20 protein-coding genes are annotated in these 23,831 nt (G+C 68.2%); 14 read left to right on the forward strand and 6 right to left on the reverse strand.

Going from position 1 to position 23,831, the window contains the following annotated elements; genetic code table 11:
- Positions 1-81 precede the first annotated feature (81 nt).
- The 13 genes from KRR55_RS03765 to secG all read left to right on the forward strand — a co-directional run bounded on the left by KRR55_RS03765 (position 82) and on the right by secG (position 14,154).
- Positions 82-465 carry a GntR family transcriptional regulator gene (locus tag KRR55_RS03765; RefSeq protein WP_217387737.1) on the forward strand — a complete coding sequence of 128 codons (384 nt, stop codon included), beginning with the start codon at positions 82-84 and terminating at the stop codon, positions 463-465.
- Between the two features lie 62 nt (positions 466-527).
- Positions 528-3,410: an excinuclease ABC subunit UvrA gene (gene uvrA, locus KRR55_RS03770; RefSeq protein ID WP_217387738.1), complete on the forward strand. Its 2,883-nt coding sequence runs from the start codon at positions 528-530 to the stop codon at positions 3,408-3,410.
- 80 nt (positions 3,411-3,490) lie between these two features.
- Positions 3,491-4,210, forward strand: coding sequence for an HAD hydrolase-like protein (locus KRR55_RS03775; RefSeq protein WP_217387739.1), 720 nt, complete (start codon positions 3,491-3,493; stop codon positions 4,208-4,210).
- On the forward strand, positions 4,211-4,879 hold the full coding sequence (locus KRR55_RS03780) for a lysophospholipid acyltransferase family protein (RefSeq protein WP_217387740.1): 669 nt from the start codon (positions 4,211-4,213) through the stop codon (positions 4,877-4,879).
- A gap of 16 nt (positions 4,880-4,895) precedes the next feature.
- Positions 4,896-6,857, forward strand: coding sequence for an excinuclease ABC subunit UvrC (gene uvrC / locus KRR55_RS03785; protein WP_217387741.1), 1,962 nt, complete (start codon positions 4,896-4,898; stop codon positions 6,855-6,857).
- A gap of 36 nt (positions 6,858-6,893) precedes the next feature.
- Positions 6,894-7,787, forward strand: a complete 894-nt coding sequence (gene rapZ / locus KRR55_RS03790; protein ID WP_217387742.1) for an RNase adapter RapZ — start codon at positions 6,894-6,896, stop codon at positions 7,785-7,787.
- Between the two features lie 6 nt (positions 7,788-7,793).
- Positions 7,794-8,834 (forward strand): gluconeogenesis factor YvcK family protein, encoded by a 1,041-nt coding sequence (locus KRR55_RS03795; RefSeq protein ID WP_217387743.1) that lies wholly within the window; start codon positions 7,794-7,796, stop codon positions 8,832-8,834.
- A 10-nt stretch (positions 8,835-8,844) separates the two neighbouring features.
- Entirely contained in the window at positions 8,845-9,825 is a 981-nt protein-coding gene (whiA, locus tag KRR55_RS03800; protein ID WP_217387744.1) for a DNA-binding protein WhiA, read from the forward strand.
- A gap of 92 nt (positions 9,826-9,917) precedes the next feature.
- Positions 9,918-10,547, forward strand: coding sequence for a superoxide dismutase (locus KRR55_RS03805; RefSeq protein ID WP_217387745.1), 630 nt, complete (start codon positions 9,918-9,920; stop codon positions 10,545-10,547).
- A gap of 240 nt (positions 10,548-10,787) precedes the next feature.
- The gene (gene gap / locus KRR55_RS03810; protein WP_217387746.1) at positions 10,788-11,801 is read left to right on the forward strand and encodes a type I glyceraldehyde-3-phosphate dehydrogenase; all 1,014 of its coding nucleotides are present in this window, start codon (positions 10,788-10,790) and stop codon (positions 11,799-11,801) included.
- 28 nt (positions 11,802-11,829) lie between these two features.
- A complete protein-coding gene (locus KRR55_RS03815) occupies positions 11,830-13,062 on the forward strand; it encodes a phosphoglycerate kinase (protein ID WP_217387747.1) in 1,233 nt (410 codons plus the stop codon).
- Complete coding sequence (gene tpiA, locus KRR55_RS03820) at positions 13,059-13,874, forward strand: triose-phosphate isomerase (protein ID WP_217387748.1); 816 nt, start codon at positions 13,059-13,061, stop codon at positions 13,872-13,874. The genes KRR55_RS03815 and tpiA overlap by 4 nt, the downstream gene beginning before the upstream one ends.
- A gap of 28 nt (positions 13,875-13,902) precedes the next feature.
- A complete protein-coding gene (gene secG / locus KRR55_RS03825; RefSeq protein ID WP_217387749.1) occupies positions 13,903-14,154 on the forward strand; it encodes a preprotein translocase subunit SecG in 252 nt (83 codons plus the stop codon).
- Positions 14,155-14,247: 93 nt separating this feature from the next.
- Here secG and pgl read toward each other — a convergent pair whose 3' ends face one another.
- From pgl to tkt, 6 genes are all read right to left on the reverse strand, one after another.
- On the reverse strand, positions 14,248-15,018 hold the full coding sequence (gene pgl, locus KRR55_RS03830) for a 6-phosphogluconolactonase (protein ID WP_217387750.1): 771 nt from the start codon (positions 15,016-15,018) through the stop codon (positions 14,248-14,250).
- On the reverse strand, positions 15,002-15,943 hold the full coding sequence (locus KRR55_RS03835) for a glucose-6-phosphate dehydrogenase assembly protein OpcA (protein ID WP_217387751.1): 942 nt from the start codon (positions 15,941-15,943) through the stop codon (positions 15,002-15,004). Before KRR55_RS03835 ends, pgl begins: the two co-directional genes overlap by 17 nt.
- A complete protein-coding gene (zwf, locus tag KRR55_RS03840; protein ID WP_217387752.1) occupies positions 15,940-17,499 on the reverse strand; it encodes a glucose-6-phosphate dehydrogenase in 1,560 nt (519 codons plus the stop codon). Before zwf ends, KRR55_RS03835 begins: the two co-directional genes overlap by 4 nt.
- A gap of 98 nt (positions 17,500-17,597) precedes the next feature.
- Positions 17,598-19,229, reverse strand: coding sequence for a glucose-6-phosphate isomerase (locus KRR55_RS03845; RefSeq protein WP_217387753.1), 1,632 nt, complete (start codon positions 19,227-19,229; stop codon positions 17,598-17,600).
- Positions 19,226-20,341 carry a transaldolase gene (gene tal / locus KRR55_RS03850; RefSeq protein ID WP_217387754.1) on the reverse strand — a complete coding sequence of 372 codons (1,116 nt, stop codon included), beginning with the start codon at positions 20,339-20,341 and terminating at the stop codon, positions 19,226-19,228. Before tal ends, KRR55_RS03845 begins: the two co-directional genes overlap by 4 nt.
- Positions 20,342-20,369: 28 nt before the next feature.
- Positions 20,370-22,481, reverse strand: coding sequence for a transketolase (tkt, locus tag KRR55_RS03855; protein WP_217387755.1), 2,112 nt, complete (start codon positions 22,479-22,481; stop codon positions 20,370-20,372).
- Between the two features lie 325 nt (positions 22,482-22,806).
- On the opposite strand from tkt, the gene KRR55_RS03860 reads away from it, so the two are divergent.
- A complete protein-coding gene (locus tag KRR55_RS03860) occupies positions 22,807-23,790 on the forward strand; it encodes a heme o synthase (RefSeq protein ID WP_217387756.1) in 984 nt (327 codons plus the stop codon).
- Positions 23,791-23,831 lie beyond the last annotated feature (41 nt).

Consider the following 23,831-nt stretch of genomic DNA (forward strand, 5'->3'; position numbering starts at 1 on the left):
ACACCTTACGTGGCGCGTCCATGGCTGCGCGATAGTCTAAAACCAAGGCCTTGCCCCCAGTATCTACGAAGGACGGCTCGCATGGATAGCAAACCACTGGCATTCATCACTCTCGACAGCACCGACAAGATGCCTCCCTACCAACAAGTCAGGCAGCAGATCCTGGTCGCCATCTCGAAAGGGCGCCTCAAGGCAGGAACCAAGCTGCCGTCGGTTCGTGCGCTCGCCGAGCAGCTGGGCCTCGCTGTCAACACCGCGGCCAAGGTCTACAAGGAACTGGAAGCCAGCGGAGCGGTCGTGACCCGCGGGCGACACGGCACCATTGTCCAGGCCACCGGCGACGAGGGGTCGGTTGCGGTGGCTGACGCCGCCTCGGAATTTGCGGCCGTTGCGACACGCTGGGGGATCTCCGAAAAGGCGGCTGTTGGCTACGTTCGCGCAGCGTTCAGTTCCCAGGTTGGATAGACCCAAGTCTTGTTCCTCACAAGGACGCGCAATTCGAAGCAGTTTTCGATTAGCATGTTCTGGTGGCTACTTCCCGCTCCCCTGAAACCCTCCGTCCGCACGACCTGACCCGCTTGGTGGTCAAGGGCGCGCGCGAGCACAATCTACGCAATGTCGACCTGGATTTGCCGCGCGATGCGATGATCGTATTTACCGGCCTCTCCGGCTCGGGCAAGTCCTCCCTCGCGTTCGATACCATTTTTGCCGAGGGGCAGCGGCGCTACGTCGAATCACTGTCGGCATACGCCCGCCAGTTCCTCGGCCAGGTGGACAAGCCCGACGTGGACTTCATCGAGGGACTCTCGCCGGCGGTGTCGATCGACCAAAAATCTACCTCGAAGAACCCGCGGTCCACCGTGGGTACCATCACGGAAATCTACGACTACATGCGCCTGCTTTGGGCCCGCGTGGGCCGGCCGTACTGCCCGGTCTGCGGCGAGGCCGTCACCAAGCAGACCCCGCAGCAGATCGTGGACCAGCTGCTCGAGCTCGCACCCAAGACGCGCTTCCAGGTCCTGGCCCCGGTCGTGCGCGGCCGCAAGGGTGAATTCGTTGACCTGTTCAAGGAGCTGGGATCCAAGGGCTACTCCAGGGCTCGGGTCGACGGCGAAACGATCCAGCTCAGCGATCCGCCCAAACTCGGAAAACAGTTCAAGCACACCATCGAGGTCGTCATTGACCGGCTGGCCATCAACGACAGCGTTCGCCAGCGCCTGACCGACTCGATCGAAACCGCGCTCAACCTTGCCGAGGGCCGGGTCCTGATAGATTTCGTGGACCTCGATCCGGAAGACGAGGGCCGCGTGCGCGCCTTCTCCGAAAACCTTGCCTGCCCCAACGAACACCCGTTGGCCATCGACGAGATCGAGCCCCGCTCGTTCTCCTTCAACAACCCCTTCGGCGCCTGCCCCGCCTGCAGCGGCATCGGCACGCGCCTCGAGGTCGACGAAGACCTGATCATTCCCGACGTCGAGATGCCGCTGGGCCAAGGCGCCATCGCCCCGTGGTCCCTGGGAACCGCAACCAGCGAATACTGGAACCGCCTGCTCGAGGGACTTGGGGCCGAGCTCGACTTCACGCTCGAGACCCCCTGGAACAAGCTGCCCGCGGTGGCCCGGCAGGCGATCCTGCACGGCAAGGACCACAAGGTCGTCGTGCAGTACAAGAACCGCTTTGGCCGGGAACGGAAGTACTCCACCGGCTTCGAGGGCGTGGTGCAGTACATCCACCGCAAGCACCTGGAAACCGAGTCAGACAATGCCCGCGACAAGTACGAAGAGTACATGCGTCAGATCCCGTGCCCGGAGTGCAACGGCGCGCGCCTGAACTCCGCGTCCCTCTCGGTGCTGATCAACGGCAAGTCAATTGCCGAGGTCTCCGCCCTGCCGATGCGCGAGTGCGCAGACTTCCTCGACAATCTGGTGCTCACCGGCCGCGAGGCGCAGATCGCCACCCAGGTGCTCAAGGAGATCCAGGCCCGCCTGCGCTTCCTGCTGGACGTGGGGCTCGAATACCTGAACCTGGAGCGCGCCGCCGGAACGCTGTCCGGAGGCGAGGCCCAGCGCATCCGGCTGGCCACGCAGATCGGCTCCGGCCTGGTGGGCGTGCTGTACGTGCTCGACGAACCCTCCATTGGCCTGCACCAGCGCGACAACCGCCGGCTCATCGAGACCCTCACCCGCCTGCGTTCGCTGGGCAACACGCTGATCGTGGTCGAACACGACGAGGACACCATTGCCGAGGCCGACTGGATCGTCGACATCGGTCCCGGTGCCGGGGAACACGGCGGGGAGGTGGTGCACTCGGGGTCCCTGGAGGACCTGAAAGCCAACACCCGCTCGATCACCGGCGACTACCTCTCCGGCCGCAGGCAGATCGAGGTGCCGGCCAAGCGCCGCAAGATCGACAAGAAGCGCCAGGTCACTGTCGTCGGAGCTCGCGAAAACAACCTCGAGGACCTCACCGCGCGCTTCCCGCTCGGCGTGCTGACCGCCGTCACCGGCGTCTCCGGCTCGGGCAAGTCCACGCTGGTCAACGACGTGCTCTACAAGGTGCTGGCCAACCGGCTCAACGGCGCCAAGCAGGTGCCCGGCCGGCACACCCGCGTCGAGGGCCTGGAGCACCTGGACAAGGTCATCCACGTCGACCAGTCGCCCATCGGCCGCACCCCGCGCTCGAACCCGGCCACCTACACCGGGGTCTTCGACCACATCCGCAAGCTCTTCGCGGAGACCAACGAGGCCAAGGTCCGCGGCTACCTGCAGGGCCGCTTCTCGTTCAACGTCAAGGGCGGGCGCTGCGAATCCTGCTCGGGCGACGGCACGCTGAAGATCGAGATGAACTTCCTGCCGGACGTGTACGTTCCCTGTGAGGTTTGCCATGGTGCGCGGTACAACCGCGAGACCCTGGAGGTGCACTACAAGGGCAAATCCATCGCCGACGTGCTGAACATGCCCATCGAGGAAGGCGCGGAGTTCTTCGCCGCCTTCACCCCGATCGCCCGCCACCTGCGCACGCTGGTGGACGTGGGGCTCGGCTACGTCCGTCTCGGACAGGCCTCCACCACGCTCTCCGGCGGCGAGGCGCAGCGCGTGAAGCTGGCGGCCGAATTGCAGAAACGCTCCAACGGCCGCTCCATCTACGTGCTCGACGAGCCCACCACCGGCCTGCATTTTGAAGACATCCGCAAGCTCCTGCTGGTGCTGCAGGGTCTTGTCGACAAGGGCAACACGGTCATCACCATCGAGCACAACCTCGACGTGGTCAAGTCCGCGGACTGGGTCATCGACCTGGGGCCCGAGGGCGGTTCCGGCGGCGGCGAAATCATTGCCGTCGGCACCCCGGAAGAGGTCGCCAAGGTGAGCGGCAGCTATACCGGAAAGTTCCTCGCGCCGCTGCTCGGCTAGCTGCCGTGGCCGTTCGTGTATGCCTTCGGAGGCATGCACGAACGGTGGCAGCGCCCAGTCCATGCGAGAATACAACAGTGATGATTGCTCCCTCCGCCGTGCTCCTTGACCTCGATGGAACCCTCGTGGATCCGGCCGGGGCCATCACCTCGGGTATCCGCCATGCGTTGACGCAGGCACGGATCGCCGACCCGGGTGAAGAAAAACTTCGTTCCCTCATCGGACCCCCGCTGACCATCGGGCTGGCCACCATCGACGGCGTCACCGCCGAGGACATCGGCTTCCTGATCGCCACCTACCGCGCACAATATGCCGAAACCGGCATGGCCGCCTCGCGCCCCTACCCCGGGGTGAAGGCCGTGCTGGCCGCACTGCGCGCCGCCGGCACCACGGTGCTGGTCGCCACGGCCAAGCCCACGCACATTGCCCGCGAACTGCTCGCGGTGCAGGAAATCACCCCGCTGCTCGACGGCATCTTCGGCAACGACGACGAGGGCGACGGGACTTCCTCGTCCAAGACCCACATCATCGCCGCGGCCATCCGCGCACACGACCTGGATCCGGCACGCTGCGTGATGGTGGGGGACCGCCGCTACGACATCGAGGCCGCCCGCGAGAACAACATGGCGTCCATCGGCGCCGGCTGGGGGTTCGCCGAGGCCGGCGAACTGGCCGCCGCCGGGGCAGGGGCCCACGCCGCCGACCTTGCCGAACTCGCCGACCTGCTGCTGGGCAACGCCGCCGGGGAAGCGGTGCGCAAATCGCTGATGGCCGCCACCACCAAGGGAGCCAGTGCCTAAATGAGCCTGTACACCATGACCCGCTCCTCGATCCGCGGGCTGCTTTCGGGGCTGTGCCGTCCCACCGTCACCGGCCTGGAGAACGTGCCGCGCACCGGTCCGGTCATCATCGCCTCCAACCACCTCTCCTTCCTGGACTCGATCATCATCCAGGCGCTGACCCCCCGCGACGTGGCGTTCTTCGCCAAGGCCGAGTACTTCACCACCCCCGGCCTCAAGGGCAAGGCGATGAAGACCTTCTTCGAGTCCGTGGGCTCGATCCCGGTGCAGCGCGGGGAACAGGCCGCCTCCGTGGCGGCACTGGAATCCCTGGTCGACATCCTGGAAACCGGCGGCGGCATCGGCATCTACCCGGAGGGCACCCGCTCCCGCGACGGCATGCTCTACCGCGGGCGCACCGGCGTGGGCTGGCTGGCCCTGAGCACCGGGGCCCCGGTGGTCCCGGTGGGATTGATCGGCACCGAGAACCTGCAGCCCGCCGGGCGCAACACCATCAAGCCGCACCACTTCACCCTCGCCTTCGGCAAGCCGCTGCAATTCGAGCACCTGGGGCGCAAGCACCCGCTGCCGCAGCGCCGCGCCGCCACCGATGCGATCGTCGACGCCATCGCGGAACTCACCGGCCAGGAACGCGTGGACGCCTACAACCAGACCCCCATCACCGACTAGCACCCAAGGCGAACCCGTGGCAGACCCAAGCAGCTACCGCCCCGCGACGGGGGACATCCCGACCAACCCCGGGGTGTACCGCTTCCGCGACGAGGTGGGACGGGTCATCTACGTCGGCAAGGCCAAGGTGCTGCGCTCGCGGCTGAACTCCTACTTCGCCAACCCCGGCGGGCTCACGCCCAAGACCCACGCCATGGTGCACACCGCCACGAGTGTGGAGTGGACGGTCGTGGGCTCCGAGCTCGAGGCCCTCCAGCTGGAATACACCTGGATCAAGGAATTCAACCCGCGCTTCAACATCGTCTTCCGCGACGACAAGTCCTACCCGTACCTCGCGGTGACCATGGGGGAGAAGTACCCGCGCGCCCAGGTGATGCGCGGGGACAAGCGCAAGGACACCAAGTACTTCGGCCCGTTCTACCCGGCCAAGGCCATCCGCGAAACCCTTGACACGCTGCTGCGCGTCTTCCCGGTGCGCAGCTGCTCGGCCGGGGTGTTCAGGCGCGCCGAATCCTCCGGACGGCCCTGCCTGCTGGGCTACATCGACAAGTGCGCCGCCCCCTGCGTGGGCAGGATCAGCCCCGAGGACCACAAGCAGCTCGCCGCGGACCTCTGCCAGTTCATGGGCGGGGAGGGCACCCGCTTCATCAGGGAACTCGAGGGGAAGATGGCCGATGCCGTCTCCAGGCTCGAGTACGAGCAGGCAGCCCGCCACCGCGACGACATCGCCGCGCTGCGCCGGGTCTTCGAACGCAACGCCGTGGTGCTGGCCGAAAGCACCGAGGCCGACATCTTCGCCGTGCACGAGGACGAGCTCGAGGCGGCCGTGCAGGTCTTCCACGTGCGCAACGGGCGCATCCGCGGCCAGCGCGGCTGGGTCGTGGAAAAGGTCGAGGACTCCACGCCCGCGGAATTCATCGAGCACCTGCTCACCCAGGTCTACGGCGAGGCGGCGGGCGACGACCGGATCCCGCGCGAGGTGCTGGTCCCGGTGCTGCCGGAGAACGCCGGGCAGGTCGCCGCGTGGCTCCACGAACGCCGCGGCTCCGCCGTCTCGCTGCGCGTGCCGCAGCGCGGGGACAAGGCGACGCTGGCCGAAACCGTGCGGGAAAACGCCGAGCAGTCGCTGCGCCTGCACAAGTCCCGGCGCGCCGGGGACCTGACCACGCGCTCGGCCTCGCTGCAGGAACTCCAGGACGCGCTCGGGCTGCCCACCCCGCTGCTGCGCATCGAATGCTACGACGCCTCGCACACCCAGGGCACCAACGTCGTCGCCTCCATGGTGGTGTTCGAGGACGGGCTGCCGAAAAAGAGCGACTACCGCAAGTTCGCGATCACCGGGGAGGCCGCGCGCGACGACACCGCCTCGATGTACGACGTGATCTCGCGCCGCTTCAGGAACTACCTGGCGGAGATGGCCGACACCGTGCCCGTGGTCAGCGGCGAAATCGACATCGCCGACGCCTCCGCGCGCATGCCGGCGCGCAAGTTCGCCTATCCTCCCTCGCTGGTCATCGTCGACGGCGGCCCGCCACAGGTCGCCGCCGCCTCCCGCGCGCTGGCCGACCTGGGCATCGACGACATCTACGTCGTCGGCCTGGCCAAGCGGCTGGAGGAGCTCTGGCTGCCGGAGGACGAGTTCCCGGTGATCCTGCCGCGGGCCTCGCACGCGCTGTACATGGTCCAGCGGATCCGCGACGAGGCGCACCGCTTCGCCATCACCTTCCACCGCAAGAAGCGCTCGGCCTCGATGACCACCTCGCTGCTTGACACCATCGACGGCCTGGGCCCGGCCAAGCGCGAGGCGCTGCGCAAGCACTTCGGGTCGATGAAGAAGATGCGCGCCGCCTCCGTGGAGGAACTCACTGCCGTCCCGGGCATCGGTCCGGTGCTTGCAGCTACGGTGTTCGACGCGCTGGCGGCCGCCGGCACCGGTGCGCCGGCAGTGAACATGACGACCGGAGAGGTGCTTGACTAGCCGGTTCCGGCCCAAAAGGCGACTAGGCTAGGGGTCATGACCTCCGAGCTTGCCCCCGTGAAACCCCCCGAGTCCGAACTCCTGGTAATAACCGGCATGTCGGGTGCCGGCCGCACCACCGCCGCCCACGCGCTGGAAGACCACGGCTGGTACGTCGTGGAGAACCTGCCCCCGACGCTGCTGGGAATGCTCACCGAGATCGTCGCCCACTCCGGGGGATCCATCCCGAAGCTTGCCGTGGTGATGGACGTGCGCTCCAAGTCGCTCTTCCCGCAGCTGCGCGAGAACCTGAACGCGCTCACCAGCGCCGGCATCGCCTACCGCGTGCTCTTCCTTGACGCCGACGACGACCTGCTGGTGCGCCGCTTCGAGCAGGGCAGGCGCCCGCACCCGCTGCAGGAGGACGAGCGGATCGTCGACGGGATCAAGCGCGAGCGCGAGGTGCTGCGCGAGCTGAAGGAAGCGGCGGAAATCGTCCTTGACACCACTGAGATGTCGGTGCACGACCTGGCCCGCTCCATCACCGAACTCTTCTCCGAGTCGGGACCCATCGTGCTGCGGCTGAACGTGATGAGCTTCGGCTTCAAGTACGGGCTGCCCACCGACGCCAACTACGTCGCCGACGTGCGCTTCATCCCCAACCCGCACTGGGTCCCGGAACTGCGCCCGCACACCGGCAAGGAAAAGCAGGTCTCCGACTACGTGCTCGGGGCCAAGGGCGCGGCCGAATTCATCGAGCGCTACATCGGCGCCCTTGAGCCGGTCTTCGAGGGCTACCGCCGGGAAAACAAGCACTACGCCACCATCGCGGTGGGCTGCACCGGCGGCAAGCACCGCTCCGTGGCCACGGCCGAGGAGATCGGGCGCCGGCTGGCCCAGCTGCCCAGCGTGCGCGTGAACATCACCCACCGGGACCTGGGGCGCGAGTAGTCCGCCATGGCGTTTTTCACCGGCCCCATCCCGATCCAGCCCCCCGCCCGTTCCGCCGAGGACAACCAGTCGGTGCGCGTCGTCGCCCTCGGCGGCGGCCACGGGCTCTCCGCCTCCCTCTCGGCGCTGCGCCGGCTCACCACGGACCTGACCGCCATTGTCACGGTTGCAGACGACGGGGGCTCCTCCGGGCGCCTGCGCGAGGAGCTTGACGTGCTGCCCCCCGGAGACCTGCGCATGGCCCTTGCAGCATTGTGCGACGACACCGACTGGGGGCGGACCTGGCGCGACGTCATGCAGCACCGCTTCACCTCCAAGCCCGGCACGACTGCCTCGCTGGACAAGCACGCCGTGGGCAACCTGCTGATCGTGGCCCTCTGGGAGCTGCTCAAGGACCCGGTGGCCGGGCTGCGCTGGGCGGGGGCGCTGCTCGGGGCCCGCGGCCAGGTGCTGCCCATGAGCATCACCCCGCTGACCATCACCGGGGACGTATTGCAGGAGGACGCCGGCTCCGGGCTGGTCAGGCGGCGCATCTCGGGGCAGGCGAAACTGGCCGAGGCCGGAGAATCCGCCCTGGTCTCCAACGTGCGCCTGGAACCCGACGGCGCCGCCGCCTGCACCGAGGCACTTGACGCCATCGAGCTGGCCGACTGGGTGGTGCTGGGCCCCGGGTCCTGGTACACCTCGGTGCTGCCGCACCTTTTGCTGCCGGAAATGCGCGAGGCGCTGCAGCACACGCCCGCCCGCCGGCTGCTGACCATGAACCTGTCCACCACCACCGCCGAGACCGGCGGCATGGACGCGGCGGCCCACCTGGAGGTCATCTCCCGGTACGCGCCCCAGCTGCGGCTGGACGCCGTGCTGGCCGATCCGGCGACCATTTCGGACCACGAGTCGTTCACCCGGGCGGCCGCCCGGCTAGGAGCCCGCACCTTTTTCGGTAAAGTAGGGGTTGGTGCCGGACGCGCAGTCCACGACCCCTTGAGACTTGCCGCCGCATACCACGACGTGTTCACCACGTTCAGCACAGACGAGCCCAGCAGTTAGGAAACAATCCATGGCACTGACGGCTTCCGTCAAGGACGAACTGTCCCGGCTTGAAATCCGGCGGTCATCCGAGCGCAAGGCAGAGGTATCCACCATGCTGCGCTTTTGCGGTGGACTGCACATCATTTCCGGACGTATCGTCATCGAGGCCGAGGTCGACCTTGCCTCCACCGCCCGGCGGCTGCGTGCCGCCATTGCGGAGGTCTACGGCCACACCTCGGAGATCATCGTGGTTTCCGGCGGCGGCCTGCGCCGCGGCAACCGCTATGTGGTCCGGGTGGTGCGCGACGGCGAGGCCCTGGCGCGCCAGACCGGCCTGCTCGACGGGCGCGGACGGCCGGTGCGCGGGCTTCCCTCGGTCATCGTCAACGGCTCCACCGCCGATGCCGAGGCCGTGTGGCGCGGCGCCTTCCTCTCCCACGGCTCCCTGACCGAGCCGGGACGCTCCTCCGCACTGGAAATCACCTGCCCCGGACCCGAGTCGGCGCTGGCACTTGTCGGCGCCGCACGGCGCCTGGGCCTGGTGGCCAAGGCGCGCGAGGTCCGCGGCGTGGACCGGGTGGTGATCCGCGACGGCGAGGCCATCGCTCAGCTGCTCACCCGCATGGGCGCCCACGACGCGCTGATGGTCTGGGAAGAGCGCCGGATGCGCAAGGAAGTGCGTGCCACGGCCAACCGCCTGGCCAACTTCGACGATGCAAACCTGCGCCGTTCGGCCCAGGCCGCCGTCGCCGCCGGGGCCCGGGTCGACCGCGCCCTGGAGATCCTGGGCGAGGAAGTGCCCGAGCACCTCAAGTACGCCGGCGCCCTGCGCGTGGCGCACAAGCAGGCGTCCCTGGACGAGCTCGGCCGCATGGCCGAGCCGCCCATGACCAAGGACGCGATTGCCGGGCGCATCCGCAGGCTTTTGGCCATGGCCGACAAAAGGGCCTCCGAGTTGGGAATACCCGGCACCGAGGCGAGCGTTCCCTTGGATATGCTCGAGCACTGATACACGAGTTTTCCGCCAGCTGCGCGGAGATGCAGTAACGAAGAACAGCGCACCCGCTTCCCGCGGGGTGCCGAAGAGAATGAGGAGTCATTTTGGCTATTTATACCTTGCCCGAGCTGCAGTACGATTACGCGGCCCTGGAGCCGAGCATTTCGGCGCGGATCATGGAGCTGCACCACTCGAAGCACCATGCGGCGTATGTCGCGGGGGCGAATGCGGCGTTGGAGCAGCTGGCCGAGGCCCGCGAGAAGGGCGAGTTCGGGAATGTGCCGAAGTTGTCCAAGGACCTGGCGTTCCACCTGGGCGGTCACACGAACCACTCGATTTTCTGGAACAACCTGTCCCCGGAGGGCGGGGACAAGCCCGAGGGCGAGTTGGCCGCGGCGATCGACGATGCCTTTGGCTCGTTTGACGCGTTCCGGGCGCACTTCACGGCGGCGGCGATGAGCCTGCAGGGTTCGGGTTGGGCGTTGCTGGGATTTGAGGGCCTGGGGTCCCAGTTGGTCATTGAGCAGCTGTATGACCAGCAGGGCAATGTGCCGGTGGCGACGACGCCGTTGTTGATGCTGGACATGTGGGAGCACGCGTTCTACCTGGATTACGTGAATGTGAAGGCCGACTACGTGAAGGCGTTCTGGAACATCGTGAACTGGGCGGATGTCTCGGCCCGCTTCGAGGCGGCGCGTGCCGGTGCCCCGAAGCTCGTGGTCCCCGGCAAGTAACGCGCCACCGCCGGAGACGTAAGCCTCCTCACATTTTTTGCCTTCATAGCGTAAGATGTAAACATCGTGTTTTGCGTGTCTTGCGGTGAATTCCGCAAGACACGCAACAACCCGGTCAGCATCCCGCTGACGACACAACGGAGTGTCCAATTTTTCCAAGCCACTCCGTTTCCTGTGTCCCAACACCGGGGCCCTCTTTTCGCGGCAGTGGCAACACCACTCTGTCAAGGAGAAATACACGTGACTACCCGTGTTGGCATTAACGGTTTCGGACGCATCGGTCGCAACTTCCTGCGAGCCTCCCTCGCGAACGGCGCAGACATCGAAGTTGTCGCAGTAAACGACCTCGGGTCCATCAACGACCTGGCCATGTTGGTCAAGTACGACTCGATCATGGGCCGCCTGGCCGAGGACGTAAGCGTTGACGGTGCCTTCATCGTCATCGGCGACAAGCGCATCAAGGTGCTCTCGGAGAAGAACCCCGCACACCTGGGCTGGGGCGAACTCGGGGTTGACGTCGTCATCGAGTCCACCGGCCTGTTCACCAAGGCCGCGGACGCCGAGAAGCACCTGCAGGCAGGCGCCAAGAAGGTCATCATTTCCGCCCCCGCTTCCAAGGAAGACATCACCATCGTCATGGGTGTCAACCACGAGAAGTACGAGGCCGACAAGCACCACATCATCTCCAACGCCTCCTGCACCACCAACTGCCTGGGCCCGGTGGCCAAGGTGCTCAACGACCAGTTCGGCATCGTCGACGGCCTGATGACCACCATCCACGCGTACACCGCGGACCAGCACCTGCAGGACTCCCCGCACAAGAAGGACCCGCGCCGCGCCCGCGCCGCCGCACTGAACATGATCCCGACCTCCACCGGTGCGGCCAAGGCCATCGGCCTGGTGCTCCCGGAGCTCAAGGGCAAGCTCAACGGCTACGCCATGCGCGTCCCGGTCCCCACCGGGTCGGCCACCGACCTGACCGTGAACCTGGCCCGCGAGGCCTCCGTCGAGGAGATCAACGCCGCGTTCAAGAAGGCATCCGAGGAAGGCCCGCTCAAGGGCTACCTGAAGTACTCCGAGGACCCGCTGGTGTCCACCGACATCGTCCACGATCCGCACTCCGCGGTCTTCGATGCCGGCCTCACCTCCGTCATCGGCACCACCGCAAAGGTCGTCGCCTGGTACGACAACGAGTGGGCATACTCCACGCGACTGGTTGACCTCACGGTTTATGTCGGCGCGCGGCTCGGCTAGTCCCGGACTCTTCCGATAACCTAGTCAAATGACTTCCCACACTCTCGACGAATTGATCGCCGATGGTGTCCTTGGGCGGCACGTTCTGGTCCGCAGCGACCTGAACGTGCCGCTCGATGGTCTCACCGTCACCGACGATGGGCGTGTTCGCGCCTCCATACCCGTGGTGCAGAAGCTGGCCGAGGCCGGCGCACGCGTCATAGTCATGGCCCACCTGGGTCGCCCCAAGGGCGAACCCGACCCCCAATACTCCATCGCCCCCGCGGCGAACCGCCTCGCCGAGCTCTCCGGGCTCAATGTGCGCACGGCAACCGACGTCGTGGGCCCCTCGGCCCGCCAGCTGGCCGGGGAACTTGCCGACGGCTCCGTGCTGGTCCTGGAAAACGTGCGCTTCGACGCGCGGGAAACCTCCAAGGACGGCGCTGCACGTGCCGAATTCGCCGCCGAGCTTGCGGCGCTGACCGGCGCGAATGGCGCCTACGTCAACGACGCCTTCGGTGCCGTGCACCGCAAGCACGCCTCGGTCTTCGACGTGGCGGCGCTGCTTCCGGCCTACCAGGGCGACCTGGTGGCCACCGAGGTGAAGGTCCTCAAGACCCTTACCGAGGCACCCAAGCGCCCCTACGTGGTCGTGCTGGGCGGGTCCAAGGTCTCGGACAAGCTCGCCGTGATCGACAACCTGCTCGGACGCGCCGACCACCTGCTGATCGGCGGCGGCATGGCCTTCACCTTCCTCAAGGCCCAGGGCCATGAGGTCGGCGGCTCGCTGCTGGAAGAAGACCAGCTGGAGACCTGCCGCGGCTACCTCAAGCGCGCCAGGGAACTGGGCTGCGACATCGTGCTGCCCACCGACGTGGTCGTGGCCTCCAAGTTCGGGGCCGACGCCGAGCATGAGGTGCTGGCGGCGGACAACATCACCGGCGGGGCCTTCGGCGCCACCGGCCTGGGCCTGGACATCGGCCCGGACTCCGGGGAAAAGTTCGCCAGCTACATCCGCAGCGCCAACACGGTGTTCTGGAACGGCCCGATGGGCGTCTTCGAGATCCCGGCGTTCGCGAACGGCACCCGTGCCGTGGCCGGCGCGCTGGCCGACTCGGAGGCATTCAGCGTCGTCGGCGGCGGCGACTCCGCCGCGGCGGTGCGCACGCTGGGCTTCCACGACGACGATTTCGGACACATTTCCACCGGCGGCGGTGCCTCCCTCGAGTACCTCGAGGGCAAGGAACTGCCAGGCCTGACTGCCTTGGAGGCGCGTAAGTGACCACATCGACCAACGGTAAATTCGACCGGAAGCCGCTGATTGCCGGCAACTGGAAGATGAACATGGACCATGTCCAGGGCATCACGCTGCTGCAGAAGCTGGCCTGGACGCTGGCCGACGCCGAGCACGACTTCGAGCGGGTCGAGGTGGCGGTCTTCCCGCCGTTCACCGACCTGCGCGGCGTGCAGACGCTGACCATGGGCGACGACCTCCCGGTGCGCTACGGCGCCCAGGACCTCTCCGCCCACGACTCGGGCGCGTACACCGGGGAGATCTCCGGGCAGTTCCTTGCCCGGCTGGGCTGCGGCTACGTGCTGGTCGGCCATAGCGAGCGCCGTGCCCTGCACGGGGAGACCGACGGGCTGCTGGCCACCAAGGTCGCCGCCGCATACCGCCACGGGCTCGCCCCGGTGCTCTGCGTGGGCGAGGGCCTGGAGATCCGCCAGGCCGGCACCCACGTGGAGCACACGCTCGAGCAGCTGCGCGGTTCCCTCGAGGGCATCACCGCCGAACAGGCGCAGACCCTGGTCGTGGCCTACGAGCCGGTGTGGGCGATCGGCACCGGGGAGGTGGCGGGTCCGAAGGACGCGCAGGAACTCTGTGCCGCCATCCGCGCCGAGCTGGCGCAGCTCTTCGGCGCCGAGACGGCCGCCCGGGTCCGGGTGCTCTACGGCGGTTCGGTCAAGGCGTCGAACGTGGCGCAGATCCTGGCCGAACGCGACGTCGACGGCGTGTTGGTCGGCGGGGCGTCCCTGGACGCGGCGGAATTTGCTAACATTGTTAGGTTCGAGCACCACCTGGTGACCGACTAATCGCCACCGAGCTGATTGAAGGGCAATTATGGACGTCATCAAGTTGGTATTGCAGATCTTGCTGCTCATCACGAGCCTGCTGCTCACGCTGTTGATCCTGCTGCACAAGGGCCGCGGCGGCGGCATGTCAGACATGTTCGGCGGTGGCATGACCACCTCGCTGGGTTCCTCCGGCGTCGCCGAGCGCAACCTCAACCGCGTGACCATCGTCCTGGGCATCACCTGGGCCGTCGTCATCATCGGGCTGGGCCTGGTCATGCGCTTCAGCGTCGAGTCCTAGCCTTCGGCAACCAGGCGCCAAGGCAACAAAAAGCGCGGCCCGCCCCATCCTCCGGGATGCGGCGGGTCGCGCTTTTGCGTGTGCGCTCCGGTGCTAGAGAAGGGCCGCTGCGGCGGCGTCCATGAGCCACCAGGTGCCCTGCGTGCCGGCAACCCCGGAGGCCGGGACGCGTTCGCGCGCCGCGGGGGCCTCGCCGAGGGCGACGCCGGCCGCCGGTGCCTTGTCGGCGCCGGCCACCACGAGCCACACGGCGCGGGCGGTGTTGATGGTCTCAAAGGTCAGCGAGACGCGCAGCGGAGGCGGCTTGGGCGATTCCCGCACGCCGATGACCGTTGCCCCGGTGCGGGTGGCGCCCTCGTGGTCCGGGAAGAGCGATGCCACGTGGGAATCCGGGCCCATGCCCAGCATCAGCACGTCGAAGACCGGGACGGCCCCCGCCGTGCCCTCGTTGCCCGCCTCCTCCGCGAGCAGCCGCGCGTAGGCCTCGGCGGCGAGCTCCGGGGTGGCGAAGTCGTCGGTTGAGCCCATCGGGTGGACGCGGCCGCGGTCAAGCCCGTGGCCATCGAGCACGCCCAGCAGCACCTCGGCCTGCACCGCATTGCGGTCGGGTGAGCCGGATTCGACGAAGCGCTCATCTCCCCAGTAGATGTTCACCCGGGACCAGTCCACCGCGCCCAGTGCGGGCGAGGCCGCGACCTGCGCGAGGGAGGCGATGCCCAGGGTTCCGCCGGTGAGCACGATGCTCGCCTCGCCGCGCGCGGCCTGGGCGTCCAGCACCGCGGTGAGCAGCCTTGCGGCAACGGCCGCCGCGGTGGCGGGAAGGTCGGGGTGGATGACGACGTGTCGCCTAGCGTTCGCTGGCACGGATGCTCCTCAGGTTGGTGCGTTTCAGGCCCTCGCGCACGACCTCGCCGAACACCTCGTCCGGGTCGAGGCGGCGCATTTCCTCGGCCAGGCAGTCGGAGACCGAGCGCTGCGGCAGGGAAATCAGCTGGGCCTTCTGGCCCGGCTGGTACAGCTCGGCCACGTCCCCGGGGGGACGGGACAGCTCGACGTCCCCGGAATCGCGCGTGAAGCGCACCGAGCGGACGCCGGTGCCCTCGGGGGAGGAGGCCAGGGTGACCGGGATCCCCAGGCACAGCCGCAGCCAGGCGGCGAGCAGCACGGTGGAGGGGGAGTCCACGGCACCGGTGACGGTGGCGGAGGTGACCTCGGCCGGGTCCAGCTGGTCGAAGACCGAGGCCAGCTGGGCGCGCCAGAGCGTCAGCCGGGTCCAGGCCAGGTCGGTGTCCCCGGCCCGGTAGGACTTGGCCAGGGAGAACAGCGCGGCGCGCGGGTCCTCCTCGGCGCCGGAGTCGGTGATGCGGCGGTGCGCGATCCTCCCCAGCGGGCTGGCCGAGGCGTCGGCCGGCACCCCGTGCGGCCACCAGGCCACGATCGGGGCGTCGGGCAGCAGCAGCCCGGAGACCAGGGATTCGTCCACGTGCGCGTCGGGCCCGAAGGTGTGCAGCACGATGACCTCCGCGGCGCCGGCGTCCCCGCCGAGGCGGATCTGCGCGTCCAGCCGGGTGGTCCCGGTGCTGGCGCCCTGGACCACCACCACGATGCGGCAGGGGTGTTCGCGGCTGGCCAGCGAGGCCGCGGCGATGGCGTCCTCCTCGAACCCGGCGCTGGTGATCACCAGCAGCGTGAGCACGCGGGAGAGCGCGGAGGAGCCGCCGGCCCGGCGCATGGTGACCAGTTCCTTGGAGATCTTCGAGGTCGTGGTGTCCTGCATCTGCACAATCATGGGCGGCGCCATGTCCTTCCGTCGCGGGCCATCAATTCGTCGGCCGAGGCCGGGCCCCACGAGCCGGGGGCGTAGGGTTCGGGCTGCTCGGGCAGCGCCGCCCAATGTTCCTCGAACGGGTCAAGGATGCGCCAGGACTGCTCGACCTCCTCGTGCCTCGGGAACAGCGGCGGCTCGCCGAGGAGCACGTCGAGGATCAGCCGCTCGTAGGCCTCGGGGGAGGACTCGGTGAACGCGTGCCCGTAGCCGAAGTCCATGGTCACGTCGCGCACCTCCATCGAGGTCCCCGGGACCTTGGAGCCGAAGCGGATGGTTACGCCCTCGTCGGGCTGGACCCGGATGACGATGGCGTTCTGCCCGAACTCGTCGTCCTTGTGGTCGGTGAAGAGCAGGTTCGGGGCGCGCTTGAAGGCCACCGCGATCTCCGTGACGCGACGGCCCAGGCGCTTGCCGGCGCGCAGGTAGAACGGCACGCCCGCCCAGCGGCGGGTGTTGATCTCCAGCTTGATCGCCGCGTAGGTCTCGGTCTTGGAGGCGGGGTTGAAGCCCTCCTCGTCCAGGAATCCGGTGACCTCCTCCCCGCCCTGCCAGCCGGAGGTGTACTGCCCGCGCGCGCTTGCCGCGGCCAGGTCCTCCGGGAGCCGCACGGCGGCGAGGATCTTTTCCTTTTCGCTGCGCAGGTGGTCGGCGTCGAAGGAGATGGGTTCCTCCATGGCGGTCAGCGCCAGCAGCTGCAGCAGGTGGTTTTGGATGACGTCGCGGGCGGCGCCCACCCCGTCGTAGTAGCCCGCGCGCCCGCCGATGCCGATGTCCTCGGCCATGGTGATCTGCACGTGGTCCACGTGGTTGGCGTTCCACAGCGGCTCGAAGAGCTGGTTGGCGAAGCGCATGGCGAGCAGGTTCTGCACCGTCTCCTTGCCCAGGTAGTGGTCGATGCGGAAGACCGCGTCGGGCGGGAAGACCGACTCGACGATCTCGTTCAGCTCGCGCGCGGAGGCCAGGTCGTGGCCGAAGGGCTTTTCGATGACCACCCGCGACCAGCCGGCGTCGGCGGAGTCGTCGTTGGCCAGCCCGTGCCTGGAGAGCTGCTCGCAGACGGTCTCGAAGGAGTTCGGCGGGATCGAGAGGTAGAAGGCGTGGTTCTTGCCGGTGCTGCGGCTTTGCGCCAGGTCATCGAGGGTCTCACGCAGGTTCACGAAGGCGTCGTCGTCGTCGAACCCGCCGGAAATGAACCTGAAGCCGCTGGCCAGCTGCTCCCACACGGTCTCGTTGAACGGGGTGCGCGCGTGGGCCTGCACCCAGGCCTTGGCCTCGGCGGCGAATTCCCCGGCGCTCCAGGAGCGGCGGCCGAAGCCGACGACGGCGAAGTTCGGCGGCAGCAGGCCGCGGTTGGCCAGGTCGTAGACGGCGGGCATGAGCTTCTTGCGGGCCAGGTCGCCGGTGATGCCGAAGAACACCAGGGCGGAGGGGCCGGCGATGCGGTCAAGGCGGCGGTCCCGCCGATCACGCAGCGGATTGGGGTGGTTGCGCGCGGGGCGCCGGGAGGTTTCGGGCATCAGGAGGGGAACCTTCAGGTGTTGGGAGGGGGGTGCCGGGGGGACGCGCACCGGGTGCTGGAGGCACCCGGTGCGCGGCGGAAAGCCGGGGCGGGGGATCAGGCCTGGGCCATCTCCCGGACCAGCTTGTCCAATTGCCGGATGCCGGCTTCCTTGTCCGTCAGGTGCAGGCGCAGCACCGGGCGGCCCAGGTCGGCCAGCACCTGCGCGTCGCCGCTTGCCTGCGCGGCAATCAGCTCCCCGAAGGTGAATGCCCGGCCCGGGATGGACAGGTCCATCGAGGATTCGGCGGTGAGCTGCAGGTAGCCGCCCGTGCGCGGCCCGCCCTTGTGGATCTGTCCGGTGGAGTGCAGGAAGCGCGGTCCCCAGCCGAAGGTCACCGGGCGGTCGGCCGCGGCGGCAAGCACCGGACGGATGGCCTCCAGCTCGGTGTCGGCCCGGCGGTCCAGGTAGGCCTGGATGCCAAGGTAGCCGTTGGCCGGCAACGCGGCCACCAGGGCCGCCAGCGCGCCGGCGAGCGAATCGCAGCCCTCCAACAGCCCCGCGGAGCCGCGGACCTCGATGGCGCCCTCGGTGAACGCCGCCGGAACGGGTTCCGGGGTGCCGTCGAGCAGTGAACGGGCGGCGACCTTCGCGGCCTCCACGTCCGGCTGGTCGAACGGGTCGATTTCCAGCAAGCGCCCGGCGATCGCGGTTGCGTACTCCCAGAGCAGCATCTGTGCGCCCAGGGCGCCGGAGATGGCGACCGAGGCGGCTTCGGCATCGATGTCGTCGTCGGTGAGCATGCCAGTGTCGGCGACCAGGCGCACCTGCAGGAAGTCCGCGGCGCCGGAGACGGTTTCCGGTGCCCGGTCCTCCACGACGACCGGCAGCACGCCGGTCTGCTCCTTGCCGGTGGATTCGGCAATGAGCTGTTCGGCCCAGTCGGCGAAACCGGCAAGTCCCGAGCCCTCGTCGGCGAAGATGAGCTTGTCGCGCAGCGGGGAGGTGCCCGCCATTGCGGCGCCCAGGGCCAGGGCGATGTTGTCCTCGTCGTCCTCGGCCAGGAACTCGGCGGCGGCCGCCGCCTCGTCCAGGAACGCCTCGATGTCAACGCCCGCCAGGCCGGCGGGAACCAGCCCGAAGGCGGTCAGCGCCGAGTAGCGCCCGCCCACGGACGGGTCGGCATTGAACACCGCGCGGTAGCCGGCCGCCCGGCTTGCCTCGTCCATCGGCGAGCCCGGGTCGGTGACCACGATGATGCGCGAGGCGGCGTCGAGGCCGGCGTCGTTGAACGCCTGCTCGAAGACCCGGCGCTGCGAGTCGGTCTCCACCGTGGAGCCGGACTTGGAGGCAACCACCAGGGCGGTGGTGGCCAGGCGGTCGGCCAGGATGCCGGCAACCATTTCCGGGTCGGTGGAGTCGCAGGTGACCAGTTCCACGTCGTTGGTCGCGCAGATGACCTCCGGCGCCAGCGAGGAACCGCCCATGCCCGCGAGCACAATGCGGTTCACGCCCTCGGCGCGCAGCTCGTCGCGCAGCGCCAGGATGCCCGGCACCAGGGCGCGGGAGACCTCCGGCGCGTCGACCCAGCCCAGGCGGACGGCGGCCTCGGCGCGGGCCGATTCGACCCACACCGTGGTGTCCTTGGCCGCGATGCGGCTGGCGACCTTCTCGGCCACCAGGGACGGCACGTGCGCCTCGATGGCCGCCTGCGCGGCCCCCGTGGCTATGAACCCGAGGGAGCTCATTTCACGTTCGCGTTCTTGAGCGAGGCGTCGAGGTCGGTCAGCAGCTCGTTCCAGGCGGCCTCGAACTTTTCCAGGCCCTCGACCTCGAGCTTGGCCACGACGTCGTTGTAGCTCACGCCCAGGGCGGCCAGGGCGTCGAGCACGGCGTTGGCCTGCTCGTAGGTCCCGGAGACGGCGTCACCGGTGATCTCCGCGTGGTCGGCGGTGGCCTCGAGGGTCTTCTCCGGCATGGTGTTCACGGTGTTCGGCGCGCACAGCTCGGTGACGTAGAGGGTGTCCGGCAGGGCCGGGTCCTTCACGCCGGTGGAGGCCCACAGCGGGCGCTGGGCGTTGGCTCCGGCGGCGGCCAGCACGTTCCAGCGCTCGGAGGTGAAGGTCTCCTCGTAGACCTGGTAGGCCAGGCGGGCGTTGGCCACCCCTGCCTTGCCGCGCAGCACCAGTGCCTCGTCGGTGCCGATGGCGTTCAGGCGCGCATCGATCTCGGTGTCCACGCGGGAGACGAAGAAGGAGGCGACCGAGTGCAGCTTGGACAGGTCGTGGCCGTTGGCCTTGGCTGCCTCCAACCCGGTGAGGAAGGCGTTGATGACCGCGCGGTAGCGCTCCAGGGAGAAGATCAGGGTGACGTTCACGGAGATGCCGGCGGCCAGCGTCTGCGCGATGGCCTCCAGGCCCTCGACGGTTGCCGGGATCTTGACCAGCACGTTCTCGCGGCCGACCATCTCGTGCAGGACCTTGGCCTCGGCAATGGTCTCGGCGGTCTTGCGGGCCAGGCGCGGGTCGACCTCGATGGAGACGCGTCCGTCGACGCCGTTGGTGGCGGCGGCGATCGGCGCGAACAGGTCGCAGGCCGCGGCGACGTCGTCGCTGGTGATCTTGAAGACGGCTTCCTCGGCGTCCATGCCGGCTGCCGCCAGCTCGGCGACCTGGGCCGCGTAGGACTCGCCGTCCTGCAGGGCGGCGTGGAAGATCGAGGGGTTGGTGGTGACCCCGACGACGTTCTTTTCCTTGATCAGGGCTTCCAGCGAACCGGAGGTCAGGCGTTCGCGGGAGAGGTCATCGAGCCAGATCGAGACGCCGGCGTCGGAGAGGGCCTGGGTGTTTGCGTTGCTCACGGTAAAAATCCTTTGCGTGTGGGGGGTGTTACTTGGCGGCCGAGATGGAGTCGAGGGCGGCGGCGGTGACGGCCTCCGCGGTGATCCCGAACTCGGTGAACAGGCGCTTGTAGTCGGCGGAGGCGCCGTAGTGGTCAAGGGAGATGATGCGTCCGGCATCGCCCACCAGCTCGCGCCAGCCCATGGCCACGCCGGCCTCGACGGAGACGCGGGCCTTCACTGCGGCGGGCAGCACGGATTCGCGGTAGGCGGCGTCCTGCTGGTTGAACCATTCCAGGCACGGGATGGACACCACGCGGGCGGGCACGCCCTGGGCCTGCAGCGCCTCGCGGGCCTCGATGGCCAGGGAGACCTCGGAGCCGGTGGCCAGCAGCAATACCTCGGGGGCGACGACCTCGCCGTTGGCGGTGGCGTCGGCCAGCACGTAGGCGCCCTTTTCGGTGCCCGATGCTGCGCCGAAGCCCAGTTCGCTGCGGTCGTAGACCGGCAGGTTCTGGCGCGAGAGGATGATGCCGGCGGGGTTGGAGGTGGTCTCCAGGATCTTCTTCCAGGCGAAGGAGACCTCGTTGGCGTCGGCCGGGCGGACCACGTCCAGGTTCGGGATGGCGCGCAGGGAGGCGAGCTGCTCGACCGGCTGGTGCGTCGGTCCGTCCTCGCCCAGGCCGATGGAGTCGTGGGTCCACACATAGATGGAGGGCACGCCCATCAGTGCCGAGAGGCGGATGGCCGGTCGCTGGTAGTCGGAGAAGATCAGGAAGGTGCCCGAGTAGGCGCGGGTCGGGGAAGCCAGGGTGATGCCGTTGACGATGGCTGCCGCTGCGTGCTCGCGGATGCCGAAGTGCAGCACCCGTCCGTACGGGTTGCCCTTCCAGGAGTCGGTGGAGCGCGATTCCGGGATGAACGAGGGCGCGCCCTCGATGGTGGTGTTGTTCGAGCCGGCCAGGTCGGCCGAGCCGCCCCAGAGCTCGGGCAGCACGCCGGCAACGGCGTTGATGACCTTGCCGGAGGCCGAGCGGGTGGCGACGTCCTTGCCGGGTTCGAAGACCGGCAGGTTCTCGTCCCAGCCGGCCGGAAGCTCGCCGGATTCCAGGCGAGCCAGCAGGGCGGCGTTTTCCGGGTTGGCCGCGGACCAGGCGTCGAAGCCCTCCTGCCAGGCGGCCCGGGCCTGCGTGCCGCGCTCCTGCACGGAGCGGGCGTGGGCCAGCACCTCGTCGTCGATGGCGAAGTGGGCCTCGGGGTCGAAGCCCAGGGCCTTCTTCAGGCCGGCGACCTCGTCGCCTCCCAGCTTGGAGCCGTGGATGCCGCCGGTGTCCGCCTTGGTCGGGGCGGGGAAGCCGATGACGGTGCGCAGGGAAATGATCGACGGGCGGGAGGTCTCGGCCTTGGCGGCGCGCAGTGCGGCGTCCAGCTCGGCGAGGTCCTCGACGTAGTTCCCGGTCTTGGTCCAGTCCACGCGCTGGGTGTGCCAGCCGTAGGACTCGTAGCGGCCCAGCACGTTCTCGGTGAACGCAACGTCGGTGTCGTCCTCGATGGAGATGTGGTTCTCGTCATAGACGACAACAAGGTTGCCCAGTTCCTGGTGGCCGGCCAGCGAGGAGGCCTCGGAGGTGACGCCCTCCTGCAGGTCTCCGTCGGAGGCGATGACCCACACGGTGTGGTCGAACGGCGAGGTGCCGGCAGCCGCGTCGGCGTCGAACATCCCGCGCATGCGGCGCTGGGCATAGGCGAAGCCCACGGCCGAGGCCAGGCCCTGGCCCAGCGGGCCGGTGGTGATTTCCACGCCGGCGGTGTGGCCGTACTCCGGGTGTCCCGGGGTCTTGGCGCCCCAGGTGCGCAGCGCCTGGAGGTCCTCGAGTTCCAGGCCGTAGCCGGAGAGGAAGAGCTGCAGGTAGAGGGTTAGCGAGGTGTGGCCGGGGGAGAGCACGAAGCGGTCGCGGCCGATCCACGCCGGGTCGGACGGGTCGTGGCGCAGGTGCTGCTGGAAGAGCAGGTACGCGGCCGGGGCCAGCGAGATCGCCGTTCCGGGGTGCCCGTTCCCCACCTTCTCAACCGCGTCCGCGGCGAGCACGCGGGCGGTGTCGACGGCTCGCTGGTCAAGATCGGTCCAAGCGAATTCGCTGTTGTCTGCTAGTGGCGCCACGTTGTGGGTCCTCCCTGTACGGTGTGCATTTCAAAGTCTGTTGGTTGCGCCGGCGTCCCGCCCTGTAAGCACAACGCCGCCGTCCGTCCGGTGGTTGACAGGACAGTTTCGGCGGCGGCGCAACGCTTCCAGCTTAGCGCCATTGGGTGCAAAAGTGCCTGTTTGAGACCGCTTGTTGAGGCATGGCGAAAACAATTGGTGCCGCACCCGGCGGGAGGATGCACCCGCGTGTCGCCCGCATGCAAAGATCGCGGCCCATTTCTACAACACGTAAAAGGGTATGATGGGGGGTGATTGTCCTAATTACCCCCGTAGAACTGAGTAGATGTCTGTGAAGACCGTGTCCGTTGACTCCGCAACGAGGGCTCGCGCAGCTCGCCAGCCGAACGAATCGGCCGGCGAATTCGTCTCGCGCAAGGCCAAGGCCTATGTGGCCCTGACGAAGCCGCGCGTCATTGAGCTGCTGCTCGTGACCACGTTGCCGACCATGATGTTCGCCGAACGCGGTTTCCCCTCGATTTCCCTGGTGCTGGCCACGTTGCTGGGCGGTGCTATGGCGGCAGGGGCCTCGGGCTCCTTCAATTGCTATATCGACCGCGACATGGACAGGGTCATGCAGCGCACCAAGGGGCGTCCGCTGGTCACCGGCGAAGTCACCGAGCGCGAGGCGCTGGTCTTCTCCTGGGTCCTGGCCATCGCCTCGCTGGCGGTGCTCTGGTTCGGGACCAACCCGCTGACCACCGCCCTCGGGCTGGCGGCCATCCTCTTCTACGTGGTGCTGTACACGTTGATCCTCAAGCGCCGCACCGCACAGAACATCGTATGGGGCGGGATTGCCGGCTGCATGCCGGTGCTGATCGCCTGGGCCGCCGTCACCAACAAGATCGAATGGCCGGCCATCATCTTGTTCCTCATCATCTTCCTGTGGACCCCGCCGCACTACTGGCCGCTGTCGATGAAGTACGCCGATGACTACAACGCCGCACGCGTGCCGATGCTCGGCGCGATTTCCAGCGCCCGCCGGGTCTCGGTGCAGGTCGTGCTGTACGCCTGGGCCACGCTGGTGTGCTCGCTGCTGCTGGTGCCGATGGGCTACGCGGGCATCGTCTACACCGTGCTTGCCGGCGTCTCGGGCCTGTGGTTCGTCTACGAGTGCCACGTGCTTTACCGCGAGGCGCAGCGCGACCACGAGCCGGCGGACATGAACAAGAAGGCCATGAAGGTCTTCCACATCTCCATCACCTATCTGACGCTGGTGTTCGTGGCGCTGGCCATCGATCCGTTCGTGGGCGGCCCGCTCTTCGGCTGACCCCACCCCGTCATTCACGCAAGCGGCCCCCGGACTATCCG

The organism is Paeniglutamicibacter quisquiliarum, assembly GCF_019084045.1.
GTDB lineage: Bacteria > Actinomycetota > Actinomycetes > Actinomycetales > Micrococcaceae > Paeniglutamicibacter > Paeniglutamicibacter quisquiliarum.